Origin of the sequence: Microcoleus sp. w2-18bC1 (assembly GCF_036700365.1) — a bacterium.
Classification (GTDB): Bacteria; Cyanobacteriota; Cyanobacteriia; order Cyanobacteriales; family Microcoleaceae; genus Microcoleus.
Genome location: NZ_JAUBOS010000010.1, coordinates 912 through 19,510 on the forward strand (window position 1 = coordinate 912; position 18,599 = coordinate 19,510).

Genomic DNA, 18,599 nt, shown 5'->3' on the forward strand with positions numbered 1-18,599 from the left:
GGGTCAATTCCACCCAGACCTGTACCGCCATCGGCATCTTCTCCCTCCCCAACACCGACATCAATAGCACCACCAACTGGGTCTTCTTCCGCCTCATCTGGGTCAATTCCACCCAGACCTGTACCGCCATCGGCATCTTCTCCCTCCCCAACACCGACATCAATAGCACCACCAACAACTGGGTCTTCTTCGGGTTCATCTGGGTCAGTTCCCTCCAGACCTGTACCGCTACCTGCAGCACAAACCAGTTCCCAAGCATCATTGCAAACTGGTGTGTTTGCTCGCAGGGAAGCTATCAAGAAAGCAGCTTCAGCACAAACCAGTTCCCAAGCATCATTGCAAACTCCACCGCCAATTACACCGCCAACTACACCACTAACTATATCCCAAACTCCAGAGAATCAGTCTAATGGGGGTTGTGCAGTCATTTCACTCATACTCATAGCAATCTCGATCTTTATAGCATCATTTATGATGAATTATCGACCACCAGACAATCGGATCAAACCAGAAAAAAATCAGAAACTAGATCCTCCAAAAAATTCATTATACAATGACAATAGAGCCACCTCTCAAGAGACAAAATTGCCGAATACAAATACATCTAATTCTACTCGTTTATACAACTTTCCCATGAGTTCATGTGGTGATAGCGACCCTGGCTACGTCGCTAATTGGTATCATGTATATGTCAATTACAGCGACATAAATTTAGAAATAATTCGTGCCGATTATTGCAAAAATGCTATACCTATGTATAGAAACTATCAAGCTACGACTTCAATTTTAGTTGCTTCGTTTCTCAACCGATCAACTGCTCAAGAATTTGCCACTTTTATGAAAATAAAAGTTGGAAGTGGAAAAGTCGAGACACAATAAAAAGCCAAATTAATTTTATTAATGATAACGCGATCGCCTCCCATTCACCAAAAGTAATCTTCCATGATTTAATTAAAATAGCGAACCCTTTTTCAGTGGCATAGTCGGGTACTTTTGATAAAGTGGGAGACATAAGATGAATGTTACTCAATTAATAGAAACATTAAATGCTAATAAATTCATGTGATCTGATGAGGAAGTAATGATTTTTGAATACGCTTTAGCCGAACTTGCCCTACATCTTAACAGCGAATATTTGCCAGAACTCTATCTGGTTTTAGATGACAGATGCGAACAACATGAAGTCATGTATGGTCTGATTCATTTTCTGGAGTCTTTTGAACTCAAAGACCAGTTGCAGGCATTTATTGATAGCATAGACCCGATGATTGTTAATGCTAAAGAATGGACAATGATTCTAATTTATGGAATCCTTAATCAGGATTGAGCCCGGAATTTATATAGCCAGATGTTACATTCTACAGATTCTCAAAATCGGGAGTTATGTACGCATTTACTGCGCGAAATAGCCGCTAATGAATCCCCTCCTTTATCTTCCCATGCTGAGTCAGTTCTTTCCATCGCAACTGCGATCGACATTAATATTGATGAAATTCAGAGGGATCTGTCGAGCTTTCTTAAACTCATCCAAGATGGGAATATCTTGGTACTCTTGCAAGACGATCGGCCAATAGTCGAAATTAAACCTATCAAATAAGATGCAAGCCGCTCTCAGGATGAGCGATCGCCCTTCATGTCCAAAAGTGCGATCGCCCTCCTCAAATTAGTTAATGGTATAATCATCGATCGCATACCATGCAGGAGTAAACCACTTATTTTGAATAATGGCACAGATACTTCTGAAGACACTCCAGAAGTTGTAGAACAGGATATAATAGACCAAACGATTGAAGTAGGAAGTGGTTGTGACTGGACAGGCAGTGGAGTAGAACCTCAGTGGCATAATCCAAAATCCATCAAAGCCTACGATCATATCGATCGCCATCATGGCCCAAAACTGAAATCCCTTAATTTTAGAGGCAGGGCAGCATCCAAAAATCAGCCTCAAGGCCAGTGGCTAAACGATCGAGACTGGGTAAAAGCTGAACAAGTGACACCGAAATATCCCGGTTGTTACATTATAAATTTTAAGCGTTCTATTGGGAAAGTTCACTATCCCAATGGGAAAATAATTGAAAATGTTACCCATGCTTTTATTAAAAGGAAACCAGATGGAACATTCAAATCTGCTTATCCTGTTCTCAATGATGCTACGTTGTCCTCATTAGATAGGAGCGATGAAAATGAATAACTATATCAATTTTACAATCCAGTTAGAAAAACCTAATTGCGAACAATATGCTGACGCACCCGATGACTCATTAGGAGAACTTTCGCATTTTGAATTAGGTCTGAAACTATTTTGCTTTGAATGCGATCGCCCAGTATCAATAGAGATTGGTGAAGAAAAACTAAAAGTTTTTTTAGACCCCGATATCTGTATGCTCCTAGAAGATGAACTCCCAAAAAAAATTAGTGAGTTATCCCAAGGGAAACCCATCAAAATAGAATTTGTTGAAAGTGTGTGCCTTACTCTTGAATTGCAGCCATTAACCAACGATAAAATTATCTGTAATTTCAAAGAATTTGGATATTTATCTCCAAACCAGTTTACCCTAAAATCCAGAAATCAACACTTTGAACTGAATAAAACTCAAGTTATAACAGAGTTAAAGGGATTTGTCGAACAACTCATGGAAATGGCTCTAAATGGCGGCTATATCACCCGCGAAGAAAAGCAAGAATTCCTGATGCCACTCCGCGAAATTGCGCCTGCTTCGGCTATTTGTTAATTAAGTGCGATCGCCCTTAATCCCCAAAAGTGCGTGAAGCGTAGTTATCCCGTAGGGAATAGCTCTTAATCTAACTTCCCTAACTATTTGTATTTATCTGGATTTAAACACTCCTGGACGCACTCCGACAAAGAGTTTCTGGACCCCCACATGGACGGGCAAGATGCCCACCCACAATCAAACTGACTCTTTGTGGAACAGGCATCTTGCCTGTTCTAGATGACTGCAAACAACTACAAAAAAACAGACTTTTTGTGGAACAGGCATCTTGCCTGTTCCTGACAAAATGCCACACAGATTACGAATCTCGATCGAGCTTCAGCACAGCCATAAAAGCCTCCTGCGGCACATCCACAGTACCCACAGACTTCATCCGCTTCTTACCCTTCGCTTGCTTTTGCAGCAACTTCTTCTTCCGCGAAATATCACCGCCGTAACACTTCGCCAACACATCCTTCCGCAAAGCCGGAATGTGCTCCGAAGCAATCACCTTAGCGCCAATTGTCGCTTGAATCGGCACCTTAAATTGGTGGCGAGGAATCAACTCCTTGAGTTTTTCCGTCAATCCGCGGCCCACATTATAAGCCTTATCCCGGTGTACGATCATCGCCAAAGCATCAACCGGATCGCCATTAATTAAAATGTCCATTTTCACTAACGGATTTTCGCGATAACCGATGAGGTGATACTCCATGCTCGCATAACCGCGCGATCGCGATTTCATCTGGTCGAAAAAGTCCGTCACCACCTCCGCCAAAGGCAACTCGTAAACCAGCGTAGTTCGGCCTTGACTCAGATACTTCATATCCATAAAAATGCCCCGCCGACTTTGAGACAGTTCCATCAGCGCGCCCACATAAGTTTCCGGCGACAGCATTTCTACCCGCACATAAGGTTCCTCAATTTTCTCGCGATACTGAGGATCGGGCAAGTGGCTGGGATTGTCAATTGTTAACACTTCCCCTTTAATTGTTGTGATTTGATAAACCACAGAAGGAGCCGTAACAATCAAATCCAAATTGTATTCTCTCTCCAGTCTTTCTTGCACAATTTCCATGTGCAGCAATCCCAAGAAACCGCAGCGGAAACCAAATCCCATCGCACTCGAAGTTTCTGGTTCGTAAGAAAGCGCTGCATCGTTGAGTTCGAGTTTTTCTAAAGCTTCGCGCAAATCTGGAAATTGGTCAGCATCGATCGGGAACAAGCCGCAAAAAACCATCGGTTTTGCTTCTGTATAACCCGGCCAAGGCTCCGGTGCGGGCTTTTTGACCAAAGTAATCGTATCGCCGACGCGAGCATCAGCTACGGCTTTAATTGCCGCGCCCAGATAACCAACTTCCCCGGCGTGCAGTTCGTCTACTTGAACTTGAGTCGGTGAAAGGATGCCCAATTCATCGATGACATATTCCTTACCCGAAACCATCAACAAAACTCGATCGCCCTTTTTGACACTTCCGTCCATCACCCGGAAATACACAATTACCCCGCGATAAGGGTCGTAATAACTGTCAAAAATTAGCGCCCTGAGCGGTTTGTCAACAGTATCCTGCGGCGGCGGCACTAATTCGACGATCGACTCCAAAATCTCATCTATACCAATTCCTTCCTTAGCCGAAGCCTCAATCGCCCCGCTACAGTCCAGACCGATAATTTCTTCAATTTCCCCTTTTACCCGTTCCGGTTCTGCCCCCGGCAGGTCAATTTTATTTAAAACAGGAATAATTTCCAGATTGTTTCCCAAGGCAAGGTAGACATTTGCCAGGGTTTGTGCTTCCACGCCTTGAGATGCGTCTACCACCAGCAGCGCCCCTTCGCAAGCAGCGAGCGATCGCGACACCTCGTAAGAAAAGTCCACGTGTCCGGGAGTGTCGATCAGATTCAGCACGTACTCCTGACCGTCCTTGGCAGTATAATTCATCCGAGCCGCTTGCAGCTTGATCGTAATGCCGCGTTCGCGTTCGAGATCCATATTGTCTAAAAACTGCTCCTTCATCTCCCGTGCCTGCACAGTCCCAGTCGCCTGCAACAGGCGATCGGCCAAGGTCGATTTTCCGTGGTCGATGTGAGCAATAATCGAAAAATTACGAATGCGAGATACAGGGACGTTAGTCATGTTTTTTATCGAAGAGCTAATCGGCAAAGGATACTTTTTGTTGTATGATTACACAAGCAAGAGTAGAGTGCTTACTTCAACCTCTTACTGGGGATTGAGATGAAACCACAACTGAGGCAAACCTCAAGAGTATCAGTTATTACCCATCAAGTGTCCGACCGAGCCCGGATACCTAAAAGGAAAAAACTTTTCTCTGTCTCATTGTACAGAAAGCTGTTAAGCGGTTGAGGAAAGGTGGGGTGCAAATCAGGGACTGCAAATATCTAGTCCAGTCGCTTGTCATCAAAAGAATTGAAACCTAAGAATTAAAACTAGGATTTTTTAACTATGAGCCAGTCAAGTATACCCTCCCACAGTTCGTCAGAAAAAGTGGAACTATCTATCCATATAGATTCTGAACTGCTAGACCAAATTAAGCACTTGACGAATGACCCCAGCAAAGTCATTGAAACAGCAATCAAGCAGTGGCTCAGAGGCGAGCGCCGCGAAGACGAGCTGGCTCTGAGTTTACGCCGCAACCCCCCAGTCCCGCCGCGTGGTGAATGGAACGACTGAGGTACTCTCGCCCCAGACGGCGCGCGCAAATCTGCAGGCTGTGAAATTTAGAGCGCGCGGGCGATCTCCTGCAGATTTCGTGGCTAAAGCTACAGGTGGTGGGCGAGTGAACTCGGCTAAATCACAACCTCGGAACTATTCCAGGTGAGTGAAAAAATGCGTGAGCCATTCCCGGACTAGAGTTGTTGGCAGCCTCATATTTTGGCGTAATTTTCACACTTGATAGTTAATCGGTGCAGATTCCTAATTTCTCAATCTTAATTTTTATCTTTAAATTACCCAAAACGGCTGAAAACGAATAGTTTTGAGTTTTGAGTTGAGTTCAGAATTAACGAATTAATATTTTATGAACTCATTAATCACTCAAAAGTCAATAGTAGAAGCCTAAAATTATTGCAAATTGTGAGTTTTGATCAATTAATGTTTTAATTAAGAAGCCAACAACTTTTTAAGTGATTAATAACTCACAAATTAACAGTAGAAGCCAAAAACAATGGGGACTCTTGAGTTCTTTATTAAAAACTCAAGAATCCAAAAGCAGAACTACTTTCATCCCCTACTCTGATGGACTCTAACACAGATTTCCGGCGATCGAGCCTCGCCTCTACAGTTTTTTTTCAAGAGTTAGGAGCAGAATTAGTATTTACCCAAGACGCCTCTGGTCGATATCTATCTTTTTACTGGCAAAAAGCCGAGCAGTACAACCTCACAGCAGAACAACTTGTCGATCGCCCCCTCAGCGAAACCCTGCAACCCCTCCCCCCTGCGCCTTATCTCGATATCCTGCGGCGGGTACTCGAAACCCTCGTACCGCAACGGTTCAGCTATCCATTTTGCCACGCCGGACAATATTTTCTCTTCGATTTGACACTCACTCCAGCGATCGACTCAAACGGCAAAGCTACAAAAGTCTTAGTTATGGGAAGGCTGCTGTCTGACAAACCCACAGACAGACGGCCCGACTCCCCAGAATTCATGCTCTATCGAGCTTTGCCATCTCCCTTGGACGCCCGCCAACAAATGTCGCTTCCAGCGAGCCGTATCCCCGGCCGATCGCTCCCTCCGTACTCGGAAATCGATCGTAAAGTCATCTCCCAAATCGCTCAAAACCTGCACAAAACCCTCGATTTAGCCACCATTTGGCAGCAAACTGTTAACAGCTTGGGTCAAGTTTTAAACGCGAGTCGCTGCATCATCTGTTCCTACAAAAAAGACAGCGAAAATCTCGAAACCTCCCCCTTCCTTGCCTCAGAAAATCAGCAAAAATCGACCGCCGCAGCAGCCGAATTACAACAGTCAATAGCTAGCGATTCCTCGTCCTCGCTTTCTCCAGCACAAATCGAAAATCTCCAATCGAAAACTTTTAAAGTAGTAGCTGAGTACCGCCAAGAAGCTTACTCTTCTATGCTGGGATTAGAACTGCGCGCAGCCGAACAACCAGGCTGGATTCAAACTTTAGCCACCTTAAAACCAGTAGCAGTCGATTACGCCTCCCCTGCCGCCGATCCCTTCCACCGCCATTCCGTGCTCGTAGCAGCTACCTCCTATGAAGACCAACCCAATGCACTGATATGTTTGCACCGCTGCGGCAGTTCCCCGAAATGGAGTCCAGTCGAACTCGAATTCGCCCGTGAGTTAGTGGCTCAAGTCGGCAGTGCGATCGCCCACGCTACACTTTACCAAGAATTAGAACAGGCTCGCGCCGAAGCCGTAGCTCTTTCCCAACTTAAAAGTCAATTTCTTGCTAATACTTCTCACGAACTCCGCACCCCCCTCAACGGCATCCTCGGCTTCCTAAAACTGCTTATGGACGGCATGGCAGATGACCCGGAAGAAGCGCACCAATTTATCGAAGAAGCTTACCGATCAGCGGTACATTTGTTCAATGTGATTAACGATATTTTGGATGTCGCTAAAATCGAAGCTGGCAAAATGGAGTTAGACCTCGCTCCCGTCAAACTCGGTGAACTGTTGCAACAAGTTGAGAATTTTACACGGGTTCAAGTAGAGCAAAAGCGATTGCAATTTCAAATCCAAAAACCCCCTGTGGAGGACGAGATTATTGTGTACGGCAACTACCAACGCCTGCTTCAGGTAATCTTGAACCTGACGGGCAATGCAATTAAATTTACCGGGGAAGGGGGAATTCGCATCAGTGCCGAGGTTATTAAGAAAAAGGTGACTGTTCACAACCAGCAGTTCCCCGGAATGGTGAAAATCCGAGTCGCTGATACTGGCATTGGCGTTTCTCTCGACAAGCAGGATAAATTATTTGAGTCGTTTTTTCAGGTGGATGGCGATCGTACCAGACAATACGGAGGCACCGGTTTGGGGTTGGCTATTTCTCAAAAACTGGTAGAAGCAATGGGGGGTACAGTAAACTTTTACAGTATGGGGGAAGGACTCGGAGCTACTGTTACTTTTACTGTGCCGCTTTATCAAGAACCACTATTTAAAAATTAATCATTCCTTATTCAGCAAGCCCTACATAGAGGATTGCATTTATCACGGCATAAATCGATACTGTGCGAGGACACCGGGCGCAAGCTTCTGGAAACAGGTCTGCTATTAGTTCCCACTGTTCCCACGTCAAGTTGTTAGGATATGCTGCACGTCATTTGCTCACAAAGTGCTGTTAAGCTGTTTAGCATTTAAACTGCGTATTTCAGAGCCTGAAACCCTTTACTGGCCTAGATAGCCTCTGAGATTTAAATGGTGAACAGCTTATCTACAAATCTCAGCTTAAGCTTTGTGAGCTTTCTTACAATAGCCCCCCACTTTTAAAACATCCTCTAACTTATTGAGCAAGCCCTATCTATGTTTTGACGCGGTTGTTACCGTCACATCCCACACCCCCTCACCAACAAATGTCGGGCCGAACATCCACCCGGCCCGCATTCTCCAAAAGCCCCAAAACCATTCACTTCAACCAGGCAGGATGAGCCATCAAAGCTGCAAAAGGCTGCACTCCCCGCAACTGATTCGACAGCGGCAAATGACCCCTCGGCGCGCTCAAATCCCAAATAAACTCTTGCGGATACCGCGTCCAATTATTCCCCTTCTTCCAGCCTATTAGTGGCCACAATTTATCCCAATTCTTGCCAGAACTTAGCCAAATTTCCCGCTGCACTGAAAAGCCAAATTTGCCTTCAGAATGAACTTTCCACAGCGTATTAATTGTTTGCAAATCCGCCACCGGCAAACTCTCAACTTGCGTAAAATACAGCCACTTTCTCACGGAAGCTGTATCACCCGCTAATTCACAAAGCTTGTCTAAAGTCAAGCGATCGGCTTCTTGAAATTCCTGTAACGCCAATAATTGTTGCAGCGGAGTGTAATCAATGTTAGAGTCCGATCGCAGCGGCACAACCCCAGTCGGAAAATTCGCTTGCAAAAACTCCGTCGCTCTCGGAGAATTAGCACTGTAAAGAATTTGGTAAGCCTTACCCATTACCGCAGTCGGTGCCTCTGACTTGCGCTCTAATAAAAATTCCATCAATACATCCCAACCGGAATCTGCTATTTGTTGTTGCAGCAGTTGCAGTTGAGCTTTTTCCGAACCAGACCTCAACTGAGAGCGGAGTTCGGCTGTATCGGCCGCCGAGTCTAGAGGAGAAGTAGAAATCGAGTCAGTCATGAGAAACTATCAGCTATCAGCTATCAGCTATCAGCTATTAGCTGAAGCCCTGGTTTTCCCCCATTGTACAATGGTACTGACTCGGATTCACTTCTCTGTACTCGGATGCCTGCGCGCCACGCTGCCTAGTTTAGCCGATCGATCGCGCGTACACTTTTCGCCAATGGCAGCAATAGCAAATAAGTCTACCATCTGAAATTTACAATCGATGCCATGTCAAAGAGTTTTTCTCGAACCTAGTCGTCCACGATTGAAACCCATGCAGAGAACGAAGGCGGAAAAAAGTTTATGTCATATTCCGAGTCTTCCCACTCTTTGACCCACAGCGGGACGGCGCCGGGGCGAGGAGTTTCAGAAAAGGTGCGTTCTTTGACTTCGATCGAGTGAAATAGCTGTTTTAAAGTATCTCCCCGATCCAAAGCTTCGCTAAGGATGTCATCCAACTCAGGATCGACCCGTTTGACACGGTTTTTGTCCTCCTCCAGCCACAGAAGTTTCAAAGACTTCAGATCTCTCGGACTGAGGATGCTCTTGTAGTACACCCGCTTAAGGGTCGCTACAGGCTCCAATGAGCGTTCGATCCGGCGAATTTGCTGAACTCGCAGGTAGTGCCATTCCGCTAAACGCTTGCTTTCCGAAGGCGGGAGGGTGCCCTTGCCCGCTGCGTGTTTGTAGTCGTATTTAATCAAACTGCAAGCCATATTGGCTAGCAGATGAATTAACTGTTTTTCTTTGGGTGTTGCCTGACGCCGTTCCTGGGTTCTTGTCAATACGCGCTGTCTGCGGGTAGTTTCGAGAGTATTTTCCATTGGGTTTTTACGAGATGAAATACGATTGTGCCAGATCCAAATCCCGAACATCAGAAGGTAAGGAAGTTGATAGGCGGGGAAACTCCACCGACAGACTCGCCTTACCTATTTATTTTCCCATCCACCGTTCTCTGAAACTGATCCCCACCCCTGGGATTAGGTAGACTGATCTTGGGATCGAGTTTTAACCGCCTCGATCAGAGGCGGTTCGGACAACAAGCACCACAACTACAACCACAACCGCATCAGAGCGAACCACACAATAGCGCCAATTATTTCCTGCCTTTACGCGTTTTTACCTCTTCTTGCTCCCCATCCTCATTCGTTCCAGTGTAGTTAAAGTCGGGACGACTCTCCCAAGCCGTCAAACTGCTGGCTGATGAATGTTGTGGGGCGATCGCTAAAGCGCTGGTGCTGCCTGCCTGGAGAAAGCCGAAGCCAGCCGAGGCAATTACCCCTAATACTAAGATGCTGTTTTTCATGTTCGATGACCCTGATTTCCGTAGATTGACACTTTTTGGCTAACCCGATCTGTCAGAAATGGGTTGATGCAATAGCCCACTTGTCTTCTGATAAATCTGCCTGCCATAATCAATTCAGACAGGCACACCCGCTTGTGATCGGAACCGCCGGAAGTGACGTGTTACTAATGTCCACGATCATCCATCAACCCGAATTTTTTGGGTAGTGGAGCGAAAGCCATCAGGGCGTCGATCCATCAGGGAGTTATGCCATCAGGGTGCTAATCCATCGGGTAGTTAAGCCATCAGGGCGCATCTTCTACAATTAGCCACCGACTTAACTTTTATAGTTGAGCGAGTGGTTAGCCTGGTACTGACAAAGCCTTTAAGAATTAAACTTTTTGTGGATGCATCCTGAAAAGTTTGTTCTGAGGAATCCCCCAGCGCGAAAGCCCGGGGAAAGTCAGCAGCATGGAATTCCATGCAATCTAAGTCAACTAAAAAAACGCAGATTAACGATATCTCCCACTCAAGCAGTCCTCAGCAAAACGCTGGGGTTTTTTATTGGCAGCCATTGCGATCGCGTTTTTCTGCGGCATCCGGCAGGGGGAGCTAAAGGCAGAAGGTTGACGGCGCTGTGGTTAGGAGTTTCCCTGCCCACATCATACCACCGGGTGAATTTTAAAGTATTATTGTAAAAAAATGTGAAAAAAACGGCGTTTGAGCGTTCTCAATCCGATGACTGAAAATTTATCAATTATGTGAACGAGTGTAAAAAATCAAGTGGCGCGCTACGATTGGGCAGATCGTAAGATTTGGGGTGAACGCTTGCAAAGATACGGTAAAGATTGACGAGAAGAAAGCTGAGCTAGTAGACAATAGAGAAAGAGGAAGAAAAATTTTCCACCATAGTAAGGCAGATTCAAAAAAAACCATGCAAATGCAACAGACAAACTCCAAACCCTGATTGAATAAGTCATTCCCCAATCTAAAATCTAAAATATAAAATGCTATAAGCGGGCCATAATTGCAATTTGTAACCTTTCGATCGCACAGCATAGGGGTGTAAAATCTTGATGAATTCCCAGATTACAGCAGAAGTCAACTCAACGTATCAATATCAAGTCGGAGGATATTTGCCTGCCGCTGCGCCCACCTATGTCAGGCGATCGGCAGACAGCGAGCTCTACGAAGGACTCAAAGCCGGAGACTTCTGCTACGTGTTGAGTTCGCCACAAATGGGAAAGTCCAGCCTGCTAGTGCAAACGGCCAAAAGGTTGCAAGCCGAAGGTACAGTTTTTGCCGCCATCAACTTGAGAAGCATCAGCAGCCCAGATATCTCCCCCCAAAAGTGGTATGGCGGCATCATGTACCGCATGGCCAGCAGTTTACACATCACAAACAGGTTTGATGCCATCAAGTGGTGGAACGATCGCGAACTGCTATCGCCGGTGCAGCGATTGGAGATATTTATCGAAAAAGTTTTGCTCAAGTCACTTCAGCAAAATCTGGTAATTTTCATCGATGACATTGACAGCATCAGCAGCCTAAATTTCAGTACCAGCGATTTTTTTGCTTTGATCCGGGCTTGTTACTCCAAGCGGGCAGAGCAACCGGAATACGATCGCCTGACTTTTGCTGTTATGGGAGTAGCAGCCCCCTCAGAATTGATCCGAGATCCCAGATGTAACCCATTTAATATTGGACGGCAGATTCATTTAAGTCGATTCCAACTGCACGAAAGTTTGCCGCTAGCAAAAGGATTAGCACTGAAAGCTTTTCGCCCCCAAAAAGTGCTCCAAGAAATATTAGCTTGGACGGGCGGTCAACCGTTTCTAACTCAAAAACTTTGCCACTTGGTACTTGAATACGGGCCTTTTATTGGCAGAAATTCCGAAGCTAAGCAAGTTGAAAAACTGGTCAAACACAGAATTATTAAAAATTGGGAAGAAGAAGACGAACCCCAACATTTGACAGCAATACGCGATCGCATTTTCCATAGCCACTGCGACCTCACGCATCTGTTAACGCTGTACCAGCAAGCTTTGCAACCGGTCAAGGCAACAAAACCGGGGGAATCGCAGGGAATACCAGCAGAATACTCTCCCGAAAAAATCGAATTGCAACTGTCAGGACTGGTGGTTAAATCTCAGGGTAAATTAATAGTTGCCAACCTAATTTATCAGTCAGTTTTTAATCGATTTTGGGTAGAAAAAGAGCTGGGAAAATTGGCTCCGTACCGCTTGGCGCTAGCAGCATGGCTGGCTTCAGACCGCGAAGATGAATCGCTGTTATTGACAGGGGAAAGTTTGCAGTCAGCTTTGGATTGGGCTGCGGACAAACAATTAAGCCAAGAACACTATTGGTTCTTGAATCCCGATCGAACTTTTGAGGACAAACCGACAGTGGTTGTCGCACAAGTTGCAGACAGCAGCGTAGACACAGATGCAGACAGTCGCATCCTCACCCCGCCCTCAGATAGTGTTCCAACAGGCAGCAACGAACAGAGATTGTACGATCACATCGTCTGCTGCGTGGAAACAGAATCCCCCGCACAGGTGATCGAGCGGTTCCGAAAGCTATTTATCGACGGCATGGGCTATCCCGATCGAGAGATTGAAGCAACTTTGTACAGTATAGTCTCCGTCAAGCGATTGGATCAGCACTTTAAATATATCCTCCACCGCTGCTGCTACATCCCGATCAACCGCTGGCAATTGCAATCACACAACCAGTTCGCGATCGCCAAGTTGGTAGCTTTATTTAAGCAGGCTTCTCCCCGATTCGGGACAGAATTTTACATAGTCAAGCGCTTGCAAGAACAAATAGCTTTCTTTACTAAAAGTGAAGAATTTCAGACCCTAGAGCGCTTAGTAAAAGCCCTAGATAGAGAGGCGGAACCGCAGCAACAAGATACAGATTCTCCTTTGGGCGAATTGATCTGTCGGTATCCTTATTTGTACGGGTATTCTCTGCTGAGCAAGGGCAGCATTGAGGAAGACCAACAAACCATAAAAAAACTGGCATTTCAAAGACAGCGACAATTTGAAACACATTTGTCTCAATATTTAAATTATATGGTTGAGCCGAGAAATACAGAAATAGGAATTGTGCAGCGAGCGGCTAATCCCACACTTTTGAATGATGCAGAACTGCACTTAGCGGTCAGGGAATTTGCTGGAAAAGTAGCAGGCGATCGCAGCTACAAAGAAGCGGCTCAATTTTTCCTGAGAGATTCCAGAAAAACTCCATCTTACGCCTCATTTAAAGTGGATTTATATGAATATTTAATATCGTCGGTAGAACCAGAATACGGCGGGCGTCAATTTAATGACCGTTTGTACAAGCAAATTAAAAATACATTGCGAGAGAATGACTCGGTGAAATTTAATAATCTATTGTTAGTTCGGACTTGCCACCAGTTGTTCAACTTCTTAGTAGTGGAAAATTCCCAACATCTCAGCCACTACGTTTTTTACGACTTGGTGTACAACCTCGGCGCCAGCAGGACAATGGGTTTACTGCTCAAACTCGTTCTACTTTCGGGCAAAGTTAAACCAGAGTTGGAAAACCGATTTTCTATTTTGTTTAATCACTATGAAGGTAAAGCTTCTAATGAAATTATGTGGTTTGTCAAATCGTTGGAAAATTTCAATGTGGCTTTGGTTGTGAATTTTGGTAAGACTGATTTGTCTTTGGTTAAACAGCAGCTTATTTTGGCTTGAGAATAACAACATCGCTGGGACAGGGTTATATAATAGTATTAATTTAAAAAAATCCAGGAGAAACAAATGAAAGCCTTTGAAGTCACAGGAACGATCGACGAAAAAGGTCAATCGATTTTAGATTTTAGATTTTAGATTTTAGATTAAAGAATTGAAGGATTGACCCCACGGATAAATTCGGGAGGCAAGTTTCATCGGATACAGGTTTTTTATTTCTGGGTACTGAGTCTGCTTTCGGAATGAATCCGGGGGCTTGTATCCTGAATGCTTTCGGTCAATTATTGCTCGATCGACCTTTAACCGCAGAAACTCCCGGCCGCGTGCGAATCATCGTTCTTCTTCCCGAACCTACAGAAGAAACTGAAGACGACCCCGACGATACTCCAGTTGAAGAAGTAAAAGCCAGTCTCAGAAAAGGATTGCAGCAAGCCAAAGCCGGACAAACCCGATCAATCTCTCAACTGTGGGAGAGAATCGAGCGATTTTAGATTTTAGACGATCGCATGATTTATCAAGTTGAATCACCGTCGATCGTACTTTTGTTAACCATTTACTCTAAATCAGATCGAACCCACATCTTGCACTATTCTCAAGAACGGGCAAGATGCCCGTTCCACAAAGAGTAGATTTTGTTGTGGAACAGGCAAGATGCCTGTTGCTAAAAGGCTAATTGAGAATGGTGCAAGATGTCAGATCGAACAGATATCAGTCTCAACGAAATCCGCAACATCATCGCCGACTTTGATGAAAACGAATAGCGGTGTATTATTATTAATTTTATGATTAGCTATCTCAAAGGCACAGTAGCCGATATCGCCAAAGGCAGCAACCGCGTCATATTGACTCTCGAAGTCAATCAAATTGGCTATGAAATCCAAATTTTGCCCCGCGTGACCGGTCAATTGCCAGCATCCGGCGAAGTCGCCCAAATTTTTACCCACCAGCAAGTTAAGGAAGACCAAATCGTATTGTACGGTTTTGGCAGCGCGGCAGAACGCGATTTGTTTCGGCAGTTGACGAGTGTTAGCGGTGTGGGTGCTCAACTGGCGATCGCACTTCTCGATACTTTAGGATTGCAAGATTTAGTCCAGGCGATCGTCGGCGGTAACACCCGCATCCTCGCCAAAACCCCGGGCGTGGGTACAAAAACCGCAGAACGTCTCGCCCTGGAACTCAAAAGCAAACTCTCGGAATGGCGACAGCAAGCAGGTTTGACAACTTCAGTCGCCGCCGGAGTCCCCCCAGCTATTCAAGAAGAAGTCGAGATGATCCTGCTGGCGATGGGATACACTGCGGCTGAAGTGTTGCAAGCGCTGCAAACCCTCAGTCAAGACAGCACTTTGTCGGCAAAAGGTGATGCGGATGATTGGATACGTGAGGCGATCGCCTATTTGAGCCGATAATCCCCTACCCTATCGAGAAACCGGGAAGAAAAACCAAAATTCGACCGACCCAACAAACCCATCCCTGGCAAAAATTTTATCGTTATTATGCTTCCCCTGTGATAACATTGGAGATTGTGACAATCGTACAAAAAAAACTAAAATCAATTCATGGCTCTTACACAACAGCGCAAACAAGAAATCATGGGCGACTTCCAAACCCATGAAACCGATACCGGTTCAGCAGATCTCCAAGTCGCCATGCTGACCGATCGCATCACCAAACTCAGCGCCCACCTGAAAATCAACCAAAAAGACTTCGCCTCCCGGCGCGGTTTGATGATGATGATCAGCCGCCGCAAGCGCCTGCTGGCATACATCCAAAAGCAAAATGTCGATCGCTACAAAGCATTGATTGCCCGTCTAGGCATTCGCGGCTAAACACCCAAGCCAAAATTTGCGACAATATTCTTTAATCTTGGACAAACACCAAGACTTATTGAAAAATGTTCGAGATTTCAGGTCAGAGATAAAATATGTCCTCCGAACCACCCCGCAAGCGCTTGCCCTTTGAACCGGCAACAAATCGTAAAAAAACGCCTAAAAAGCCCCCAGAACCCCAAGCAAGCCTAGCCTTAGAGTCGGATTCTGCCGACAAGCAGCCGAAAGCTAACAAAACCGGAAAACAGGCGCAATCCATCCCAGAAGTAGTCAGCCAACGCATGATATCCCGCATAGCGGTATTCTGTGGCATACCGACAATCCTGGGAATTTCCACATTTTTTGTCAGCTATTTGGTAGTCAGCAAGGGCTTGTTTGATCTGCCCAACACAGCAGTATTGCTGGTAAGCATGGGCTGTTTTGGTCTAGGCGTTCTGGGATTAAGCTACGGAGTCCTCTCAGCTTCCTGGGATGAAGAAGTTTCAGGAAGCACTCTGGGGTGGGAAGAATTTAATACCAATTTTGGACGGATGCGAGAAGCGTGGCGCGCCGCCAAGCCAAAAAGTTAGTCATTAGCCATTAGTCATGAGTTATTAGTCATTAGTCATTAGCTAAAAAACTAAGCTGTTAACGATTAGCGAGTTTGTCCTTGGGGAGGGAATAAGAACCCACCCCACAACAATGCTAAAAATACTGAGAAAAATAGATTCTCGATCGCCATTGCATCTATTTTTCTCAGTGCATCAGAGTCATGATCCGTTTCTAGCCCAACAGAAAAGGCAAAAAAAATATGATTATTGTAATGAAAGCCGGCACTCCAGAAGCCGAGATCGATCGCATCGACGAAGAGCTCCGCACTAGCTGGGGTTTGATACCAGAAAAAATCGTCGGCCGTTACAAAACCGTCATGGGTTTGGTGGGCGACACCGTTGAGCTCGAACCGATGCAACTGCGCGAAATGAGCACCTGGATTGAGGAAGTGCTGCGCGTGGAAAAACCCTACAAACGCGCTTCTCTCGAATATCGCCAAGGAGAAGCCAGCGAAGTAGCGGTTGCTACTCCTTTAGGAACTGTAATGATCGGCTTGCATCACCCGATCGCGATCGTAGCAGGCCCTTGCTCGGTCGAAAACGAAGAAATGATTGTCGAAACGGCAATGCGCGTCAAAGCTGCGGGAGCTCATTTTCTCCGTGGTGGCGCGTACAAACCGAGAACTTCCCCCTATGCTTTCCAAGGCCACGGCGAGAGTGCTTTGGGATTGCTAGCTGCGGCGCGGGAAGCTAGTGGTTTGGGAATTATCACAGAAGTTATGGATGCGGCCGATTTAAGTGCGATCGTGGAAGTAGCCGACGTAATCCAAGTCGGGGCGAGAAATATGCAGAATTTCTCACTGTTGAAGAAAGTCGGAGCTCAAGACAAACCCGTTTTGCTGAAGCGCGGCATCTCGGCCACCATTGAAGAATGGTTGATGGCTGCTGAGTATATCATGGCTTCTGGCAATCCGAACGTGATTTTGTGCGAGCGCGGAATTCGCGGGTATGACAGGCAATATACACGCAATACCCTTGATTTGTCGGCGGTGCCAGTATTGCGGACTCTGACTCACTTACCGATTATGGTTGACCCCAGTCACGGCACCGGTTGGGCCCAGTTTGTACCGTCAATGGCCTTTGCTTCGATCGCCTCTGGTACAGATTCGCTGATGATAGAAGTGCACCCGAATCCGAAAAAAGCTTTGTCTGACGGGCCGCAATCTTTAACACCGGATCAGTTCGACAAGTTGATGGAAGAATTGGCGGTGATAGGTAAAGTCATGGGACGTTGGCCGCAGCCCGTGCCAGTTTTGGCATAGAAACAGGCGAAACGCCTAACCTAAAATGCGATCACTTTTAAATCCCCGACTTTTTTAAGAAGTCGGGGATTTTGTTATTCGGTTTTTGGAATAGAGGCCCAGGGGCGATCGTACTTCTAGGAATGTTGGAAAATTTTGTATAATTGATATTTGAGTTAATTAGCGAGATGGCTGGGAGTCATGGTAGGCATCGGAACCAAACTCACTTTAGCAGAATTTCTAGCTTTGCCCCACGGAGATATATATTGTGAGTTTGTAGATGGTGAAGCAGTTCCTAAAGTGTCTCCAAAATTTTTTCATTCGAGTTTACAGGGAGCTTTGTGTCGCCTGATTCGTGTATGGTGTAAAGGACTGGGGCGAGTGCTTCCAGAATGGGCAATTTTGTTAAAACGTCAGGATAAAGATTGGGTACCTGTTCCCGATTTAACGTACATTTCTTATGAACGTCTGCCGAAAAGTTGGCGGCGAAATGAAGCTTGTCCCGCAATTCCTGAACTGGTGATTGAGATTATATCGCCTGATCAAAGTATAAAGGAATTTGAAGAGAAGGCGAAAGATTATTTGGCGGCGGGCGTTCCGCGAGTTTGGGTGATTGATCCAGAGGCTATTTTAATAAAAAGCTTTTTACCCGATGGTTCGAGTCAAGTTTATACGGATAATACACCGATTGTAGATGAGTTGCTGCCTGGTTTGGAGTTGACAACTAGACATATTTTTGAAGAGGCGGAATTGATTGATTGATTGATTGAGGGCGATCGTACTCTGTGCAAGATATCAGTCGTAGGGTGCGTGACAGCGGGAAAACTTTAACTCGGGGCGGTGGGACTATTGACTGTCACGCAATGCGACAAAACCATAGTATTTACAAGGTACTATGGTTTTTTTGCGCTTA

At 45.6% G+C, this 18,599-nt stretch carries 19 protein-coding genes; 14 read left to right on the top strand and 5 right to left on the bottom strand.

Going from position 1 to position 18,599, the window contains the following annotated elements; translation table 11 throughout:
* Positions 1-299: hypothetical protein (locus QT979_RS08665; RefSeq protein WP_333309263.1), on the bottom strand; the 299-nt coding region annotated here is incomplete at its 3' end.
* 782 nt (positions 300-1,081) lie between these two features.
* Between QT979_RS08665 and QT979_RS08670 the strand changes: the two genes are divergently transcribed.
* The 4 genes from QT979_RS08670 to QT979_RS08685 all read left to right on the top strand — a co-directional run bounded on the left by QT979_RS08670 (position 1,082) and on the right by QT979_RS08685 (position 2,732).
* The gene (locus tag QT979_RS08670) at positions 1,082-1,327 is read left to right on the top strand and encodes an Imm30 family immunity protein (RefSeq protein WP_333309264.1); all 246 of its coding nucleotides are present in this window, start codon (positions 1,082-1,084) and stop codon (positions 1,325-1,327) included.
* A 21-nt stretch (positions 1,328-1,348) separates the two neighbouring features.
* Entirely contained in the window at positions 1,349-1,597 is a 249-nt protein-coding gene (locus QT979_RS08675) for a hypothetical protein (protein WP_333309266.1), read from the top strand.
* Between the two features lie 120 nt (positions 1,598-1,717).
* The gene (locus QT979_RS08680) at positions 1,718-2,191 is read left to right on the top strand and encodes a hypothetical protein (RefSeq protein ID WP_333309268.1); all 474 of its coding nucleotides are present in this window, start codon (positions 1,718-1,720) and stop codon (positions 2,189-2,191) included.
* Positions 2,184-2,732, top strand: coding sequence for a hypothetical protein (locus tag QT979_RS08685; RefSeq protein WP_333309270.1), 549 nt, complete (start codon positions 2,184-2,186; stop codon positions 2,730-2,732). Before QT979_RS08680 ends, QT979_RS08685 begins: the two co-directional genes overlap by 8 nt.
* Positions 2,733-3,030: 298 nt before the next feature.
* Here QT979_RS08685 and lepA read toward each other — a convergent pair whose 3' ends face one another.
* A complete protein-coding gene (lepA, locus tag QT979_RS08690) occupies positions 3,031-4,845 on the bottom strand; it encodes a translation elongation factor 4 (protein ID WP_006632512.1) in 1,815 nt (604 codons plus the stop codon).
* Between the two features lie 327 nt (positions 4,846-5,172).
* Between lepA and QT979_RS08695 the strand changes: the two genes are divergently transcribed.
* Positions 5,173-5,400 carry a type II toxin-antitoxin system CcdA family antitoxin gene (locus QT979_RS08695; protein WP_015176471.1) on the top strand — a complete coding sequence of 76 codons (228 nt, stop codon included), beginning with the start codon at positions 5,173-5,175 and terminating at the stop codon, positions 5,398-5,400.
* 564 nt (positions 5,401-5,964) lie between these two features.
* Complete coding sequence (locus QT979_RS08700; RefSeq protein ID WP_333309272.1) at positions 5,965-7,863, top strand: ATP-binding protein; 1,899 nt, start codon at positions 5,965-5,967, stop codon at positions 7,861-7,863.
* 457 nt (positions 7,864-8,320) lie between these two features.
* Here QT979_RS08700 and QT979_RS08705 read toward each other — a convergent pair whose 3' ends face one another.
* Complete coding sequence (locus QT979_RS08705) at positions 8,321-9,037, bottom strand: GUN4 N-terminal ARM-like repeat domain-containing protein (protein WP_333230726.1); 717 nt, start codon at positions 9,035-9,037, stop codon at positions 8,321-8,323.
* On the opposite strand from QT979_RS08705, the gene QT979_RS08710 reads away from it, so the two are divergent.
* Positions 9,036-9,233: a hypothetical protein gene (locus tag QT979_RS08710; RefSeq protein ID WP_333309274.1), complete on the top strand. Its 198-nt coding sequence runs from the start codon at positions 9,036-9,038 to the stop codon at positions 9,231-9,233. The genes QT979_RS08705 and QT979_RS08710 overlap by 2 nt on opposite strands.
* A gap of 40 nt (positions 9,234-9,273) precedes the next feature.
* Here QT979_RS08710 and QT979_RS08715 read toward each other — a convergent pair whose 3' ends face one another.
* Entirely contained in the window at positions 9,274-9,846 is a 573-nt protein-coding gene (locus QT979_RS08715) for a hypothetical protein (RefSeq protein WP_333175374.1), read from the bottom strand.
* Positions 9,847-10,118: 272 nt separating this feature from the next.
* Positions 10,119-10,328 (bottom strand): hypothetical protein, encoded by a 210-nt coding sequence (locus tag QT979_RS08720; protein ID WP_333216230.1) that lies wholly within the window; start codon positions 10,326-10,328, stop codon positions 10,119-10,121.
* Positions 10,329-11,383: 1,055 nt separating this feature from the next.
* On the opposite strand from QT979_RS08720, the gene QT979_RS08725 reads away from it, so the two are divergent.
* From QT979_RS08725 to QT979_RS08755, 7 genes are all read left to right on the top strand, one after another.
* Entirely contained in the window at positions 11,384-14,032 is a 2,649-nt protein-coding gene (locus QT979_RS08725; protein WP_333309277.1) for an AAA-like domain-containing protein, read from the top strand.
* A 239-nt stretch (positions 14,033-14,271) separates the two neighbouring features.
* On the top strand, positions 14,272-14,520 hold the full coding sequence (locus QT979_RS08730) for a type II toxin-antitoxin system RelN family antitoxin (RefSeq protein ID WP_333230724.1): 249 nt from the start codon (positions 14,272-14,274) through the stop codon (positions 14,518-14,520).
* A 291-nt stretch (positions 14,521-14,811) separates the two neighbouring features.
* Positions 14,812-15,435, top strand: coding sequence for a Holliday junction branch migration protein RuvA (gene ruvA / locus QT979_RS08735; RefSeq protein ID WP_190742029.1), 624 nt, complete (start codon positions 14,812-14,814; stop codon positions 15,433-15,435).
* A 150-nt stretch (positions 15,436-15,585) separates the two neighbouring features.
* On the top strand, positions 15,586-15,855 hold the full coding sequence (rpsO, locus tag QT979_RS08740) for a 30S ribosomal protein S15 (RefSeq protein WP_333205659.1): 270 nt from the start codon (positions 15,586-15,588) through the stop codon (positions 15,853-15,855).
* 95 nt (positions 15,856-15,950) lie between these two features.
* Positions 15,951-16,424, top strand: coding sequence for a PAM68 family protein (locus tag QT979_RS08745; RefSeq protein ID WP_333214842.1), 474 nt, complete (start codon positions 15,951-15,953; stop codon positions 16,422-16,424).
* Positions 16,425-16,645: 221 nt separating this feature from the next.
* Positions 16,646-17,707 carry a 3-deoxy-7-phosphoheptulonate synthase gene (aroF, locus tag QT979_RS08750; protein WP_333156678.1) on the top strand — a complete coding sequence of 354 codons (1,062 nt, stop codon included), beginning with the start codon at positions 16,646-16,648 and terminating at the stop codon, positions 17,705-17,707.
* 180 nt (positions 17,708-17,887) lie between these two features.
* Positions 17,888-18,448 (top strand): Uma2 family endonuclease, encoded by a 561-nt coding sequence (locus QT979_RS08755; RefSeq protein ID WP_333309279.1) that lies wholly within the window; start codon positions 17,888-17,890, stop codon positions 18,446-18,448.
* The last annotated feature ends 151 nt before the right edge of the window (positions 18,449-18,599 follow it).

Excerpts from the sequence above, each read along its gene's own strand:
- QT979_RS08670 (WP_333309264.1), top strand. The coding sequence starts at position 1,082 with ATGATTTTTGAATACGCTTTAGCCGAACTTGCCCTACATCTTAACAGC.
- QT979_RS08675 (WP_333309266.1), top strand. The coding sequence starts at position 1,349 with ATGTTACATTCTACAGATTCTCAAAATCGGGAGTTATGTACGCATTTA.
- QT979_RS08685 (WP_333309270.1), top strand. The coding sequence starts at position 2,184 with ATGAATAACTATATCAATTTTACAATCCAGTTAGAAAAACCTAATTGC.
- lepA (WP_006632512.1), bottom strand. The coding sequence starts at position 4,845 with ATGACTAACGTCCCTGTATCTCGCATTCGTAATTTTTCGATTATTGCT.
- QT979_RS08695 (WP_015176471.1), top strand. The coding sequence starts at position 5,173 with ATGAGCCAGTCAAGTATACCCTCCCACAGTTCGTCAGAAAAAGTGGAA.
- QT979_RS08700 (WP_333309272.1), top strand. The coding sequence starts at position 5,965 with ATGGACTCTAACACAGATTTCCGGCGATCGAGCCTCGCCTCTACAGTT.
- QT979_RS08710 (WP_333309274.1), top strand. The coding sequence starts at position 9,036 with ATGAGAAACTATCAGCTATCAGCTATCAGCTATCAGCTATTAGCTGAA.
- QT979_RS08705 (WP_333230726.1), bottom strand. The coding sequence starts at position 9,037 with ATGACTGACTCGATTTCTACTTCTCCTCTAGACTCGGCGGCCGATACA.
- QT979_RS08715 (WP_333175374.1), bottom strand. The coding sequence starts at position 9,846 with ATGGAAAATACTCTCGAAACTACCCGCAGACAGCGCGTATTGACAAGA.
- QT979_RS08720 (WP_333216230.1), bottom strand. The coding sequence starts at position 10,328 with ATGAAAAACAGCATCTTAGTATTAGGGGTAATTGCCTCGGCTGGCTTC.
- QT979_RS08725 (WP_333309277.1), top strand. The coding sequence starts at position 11,384 with ATGAATTCCCAGATTACAGCAGAAGTCAACTCAACGTATCAATATCAA.
- QT979_RS08730 (WP_333230724.1), top strand. The coding sequence starts at position 14,272 with ATGAATCCGGGGGCTTGTATCCTGAATGCTTTCGGTCAATTATTGCTC.
- ruvA (WP_190742029.1), top strand. The coding sequence starts at position 14,812 with ATGATTAGCTATCTCAAAGGCACAGTAGCCGATATCGCCAAAGGCAGC.
- rpsO (WP_333205659.1), top strand. The coding sequence starts at position 15,586 with ATGGCTCTTACACAACAGCGCAAACAAGAAATCATGGGCGACTTCCAA.
- QT979_RS08745 (WP_333214842.1), top strand. The coding sequence starts at position 15,951 with ATGTCCTCCGAACCACCCCGCAAGCGCTTGCCCTTTGAACCGGCAACA.
- aroF (WP_333156678.1), top strand. The coding sequence starts at position 16,646 with ATGATTATTGTAATGAAAGCCGGCACTCCAGAAGCCGAGATCGATCGC.
- QT979_RS08755 (WP_333309279.1), top strand. The coding sequence starts at position 17,888 with ATGGTAGGCATCGGAACCAAACTCACTTTAGCAGAATTTCTAGCTTTG.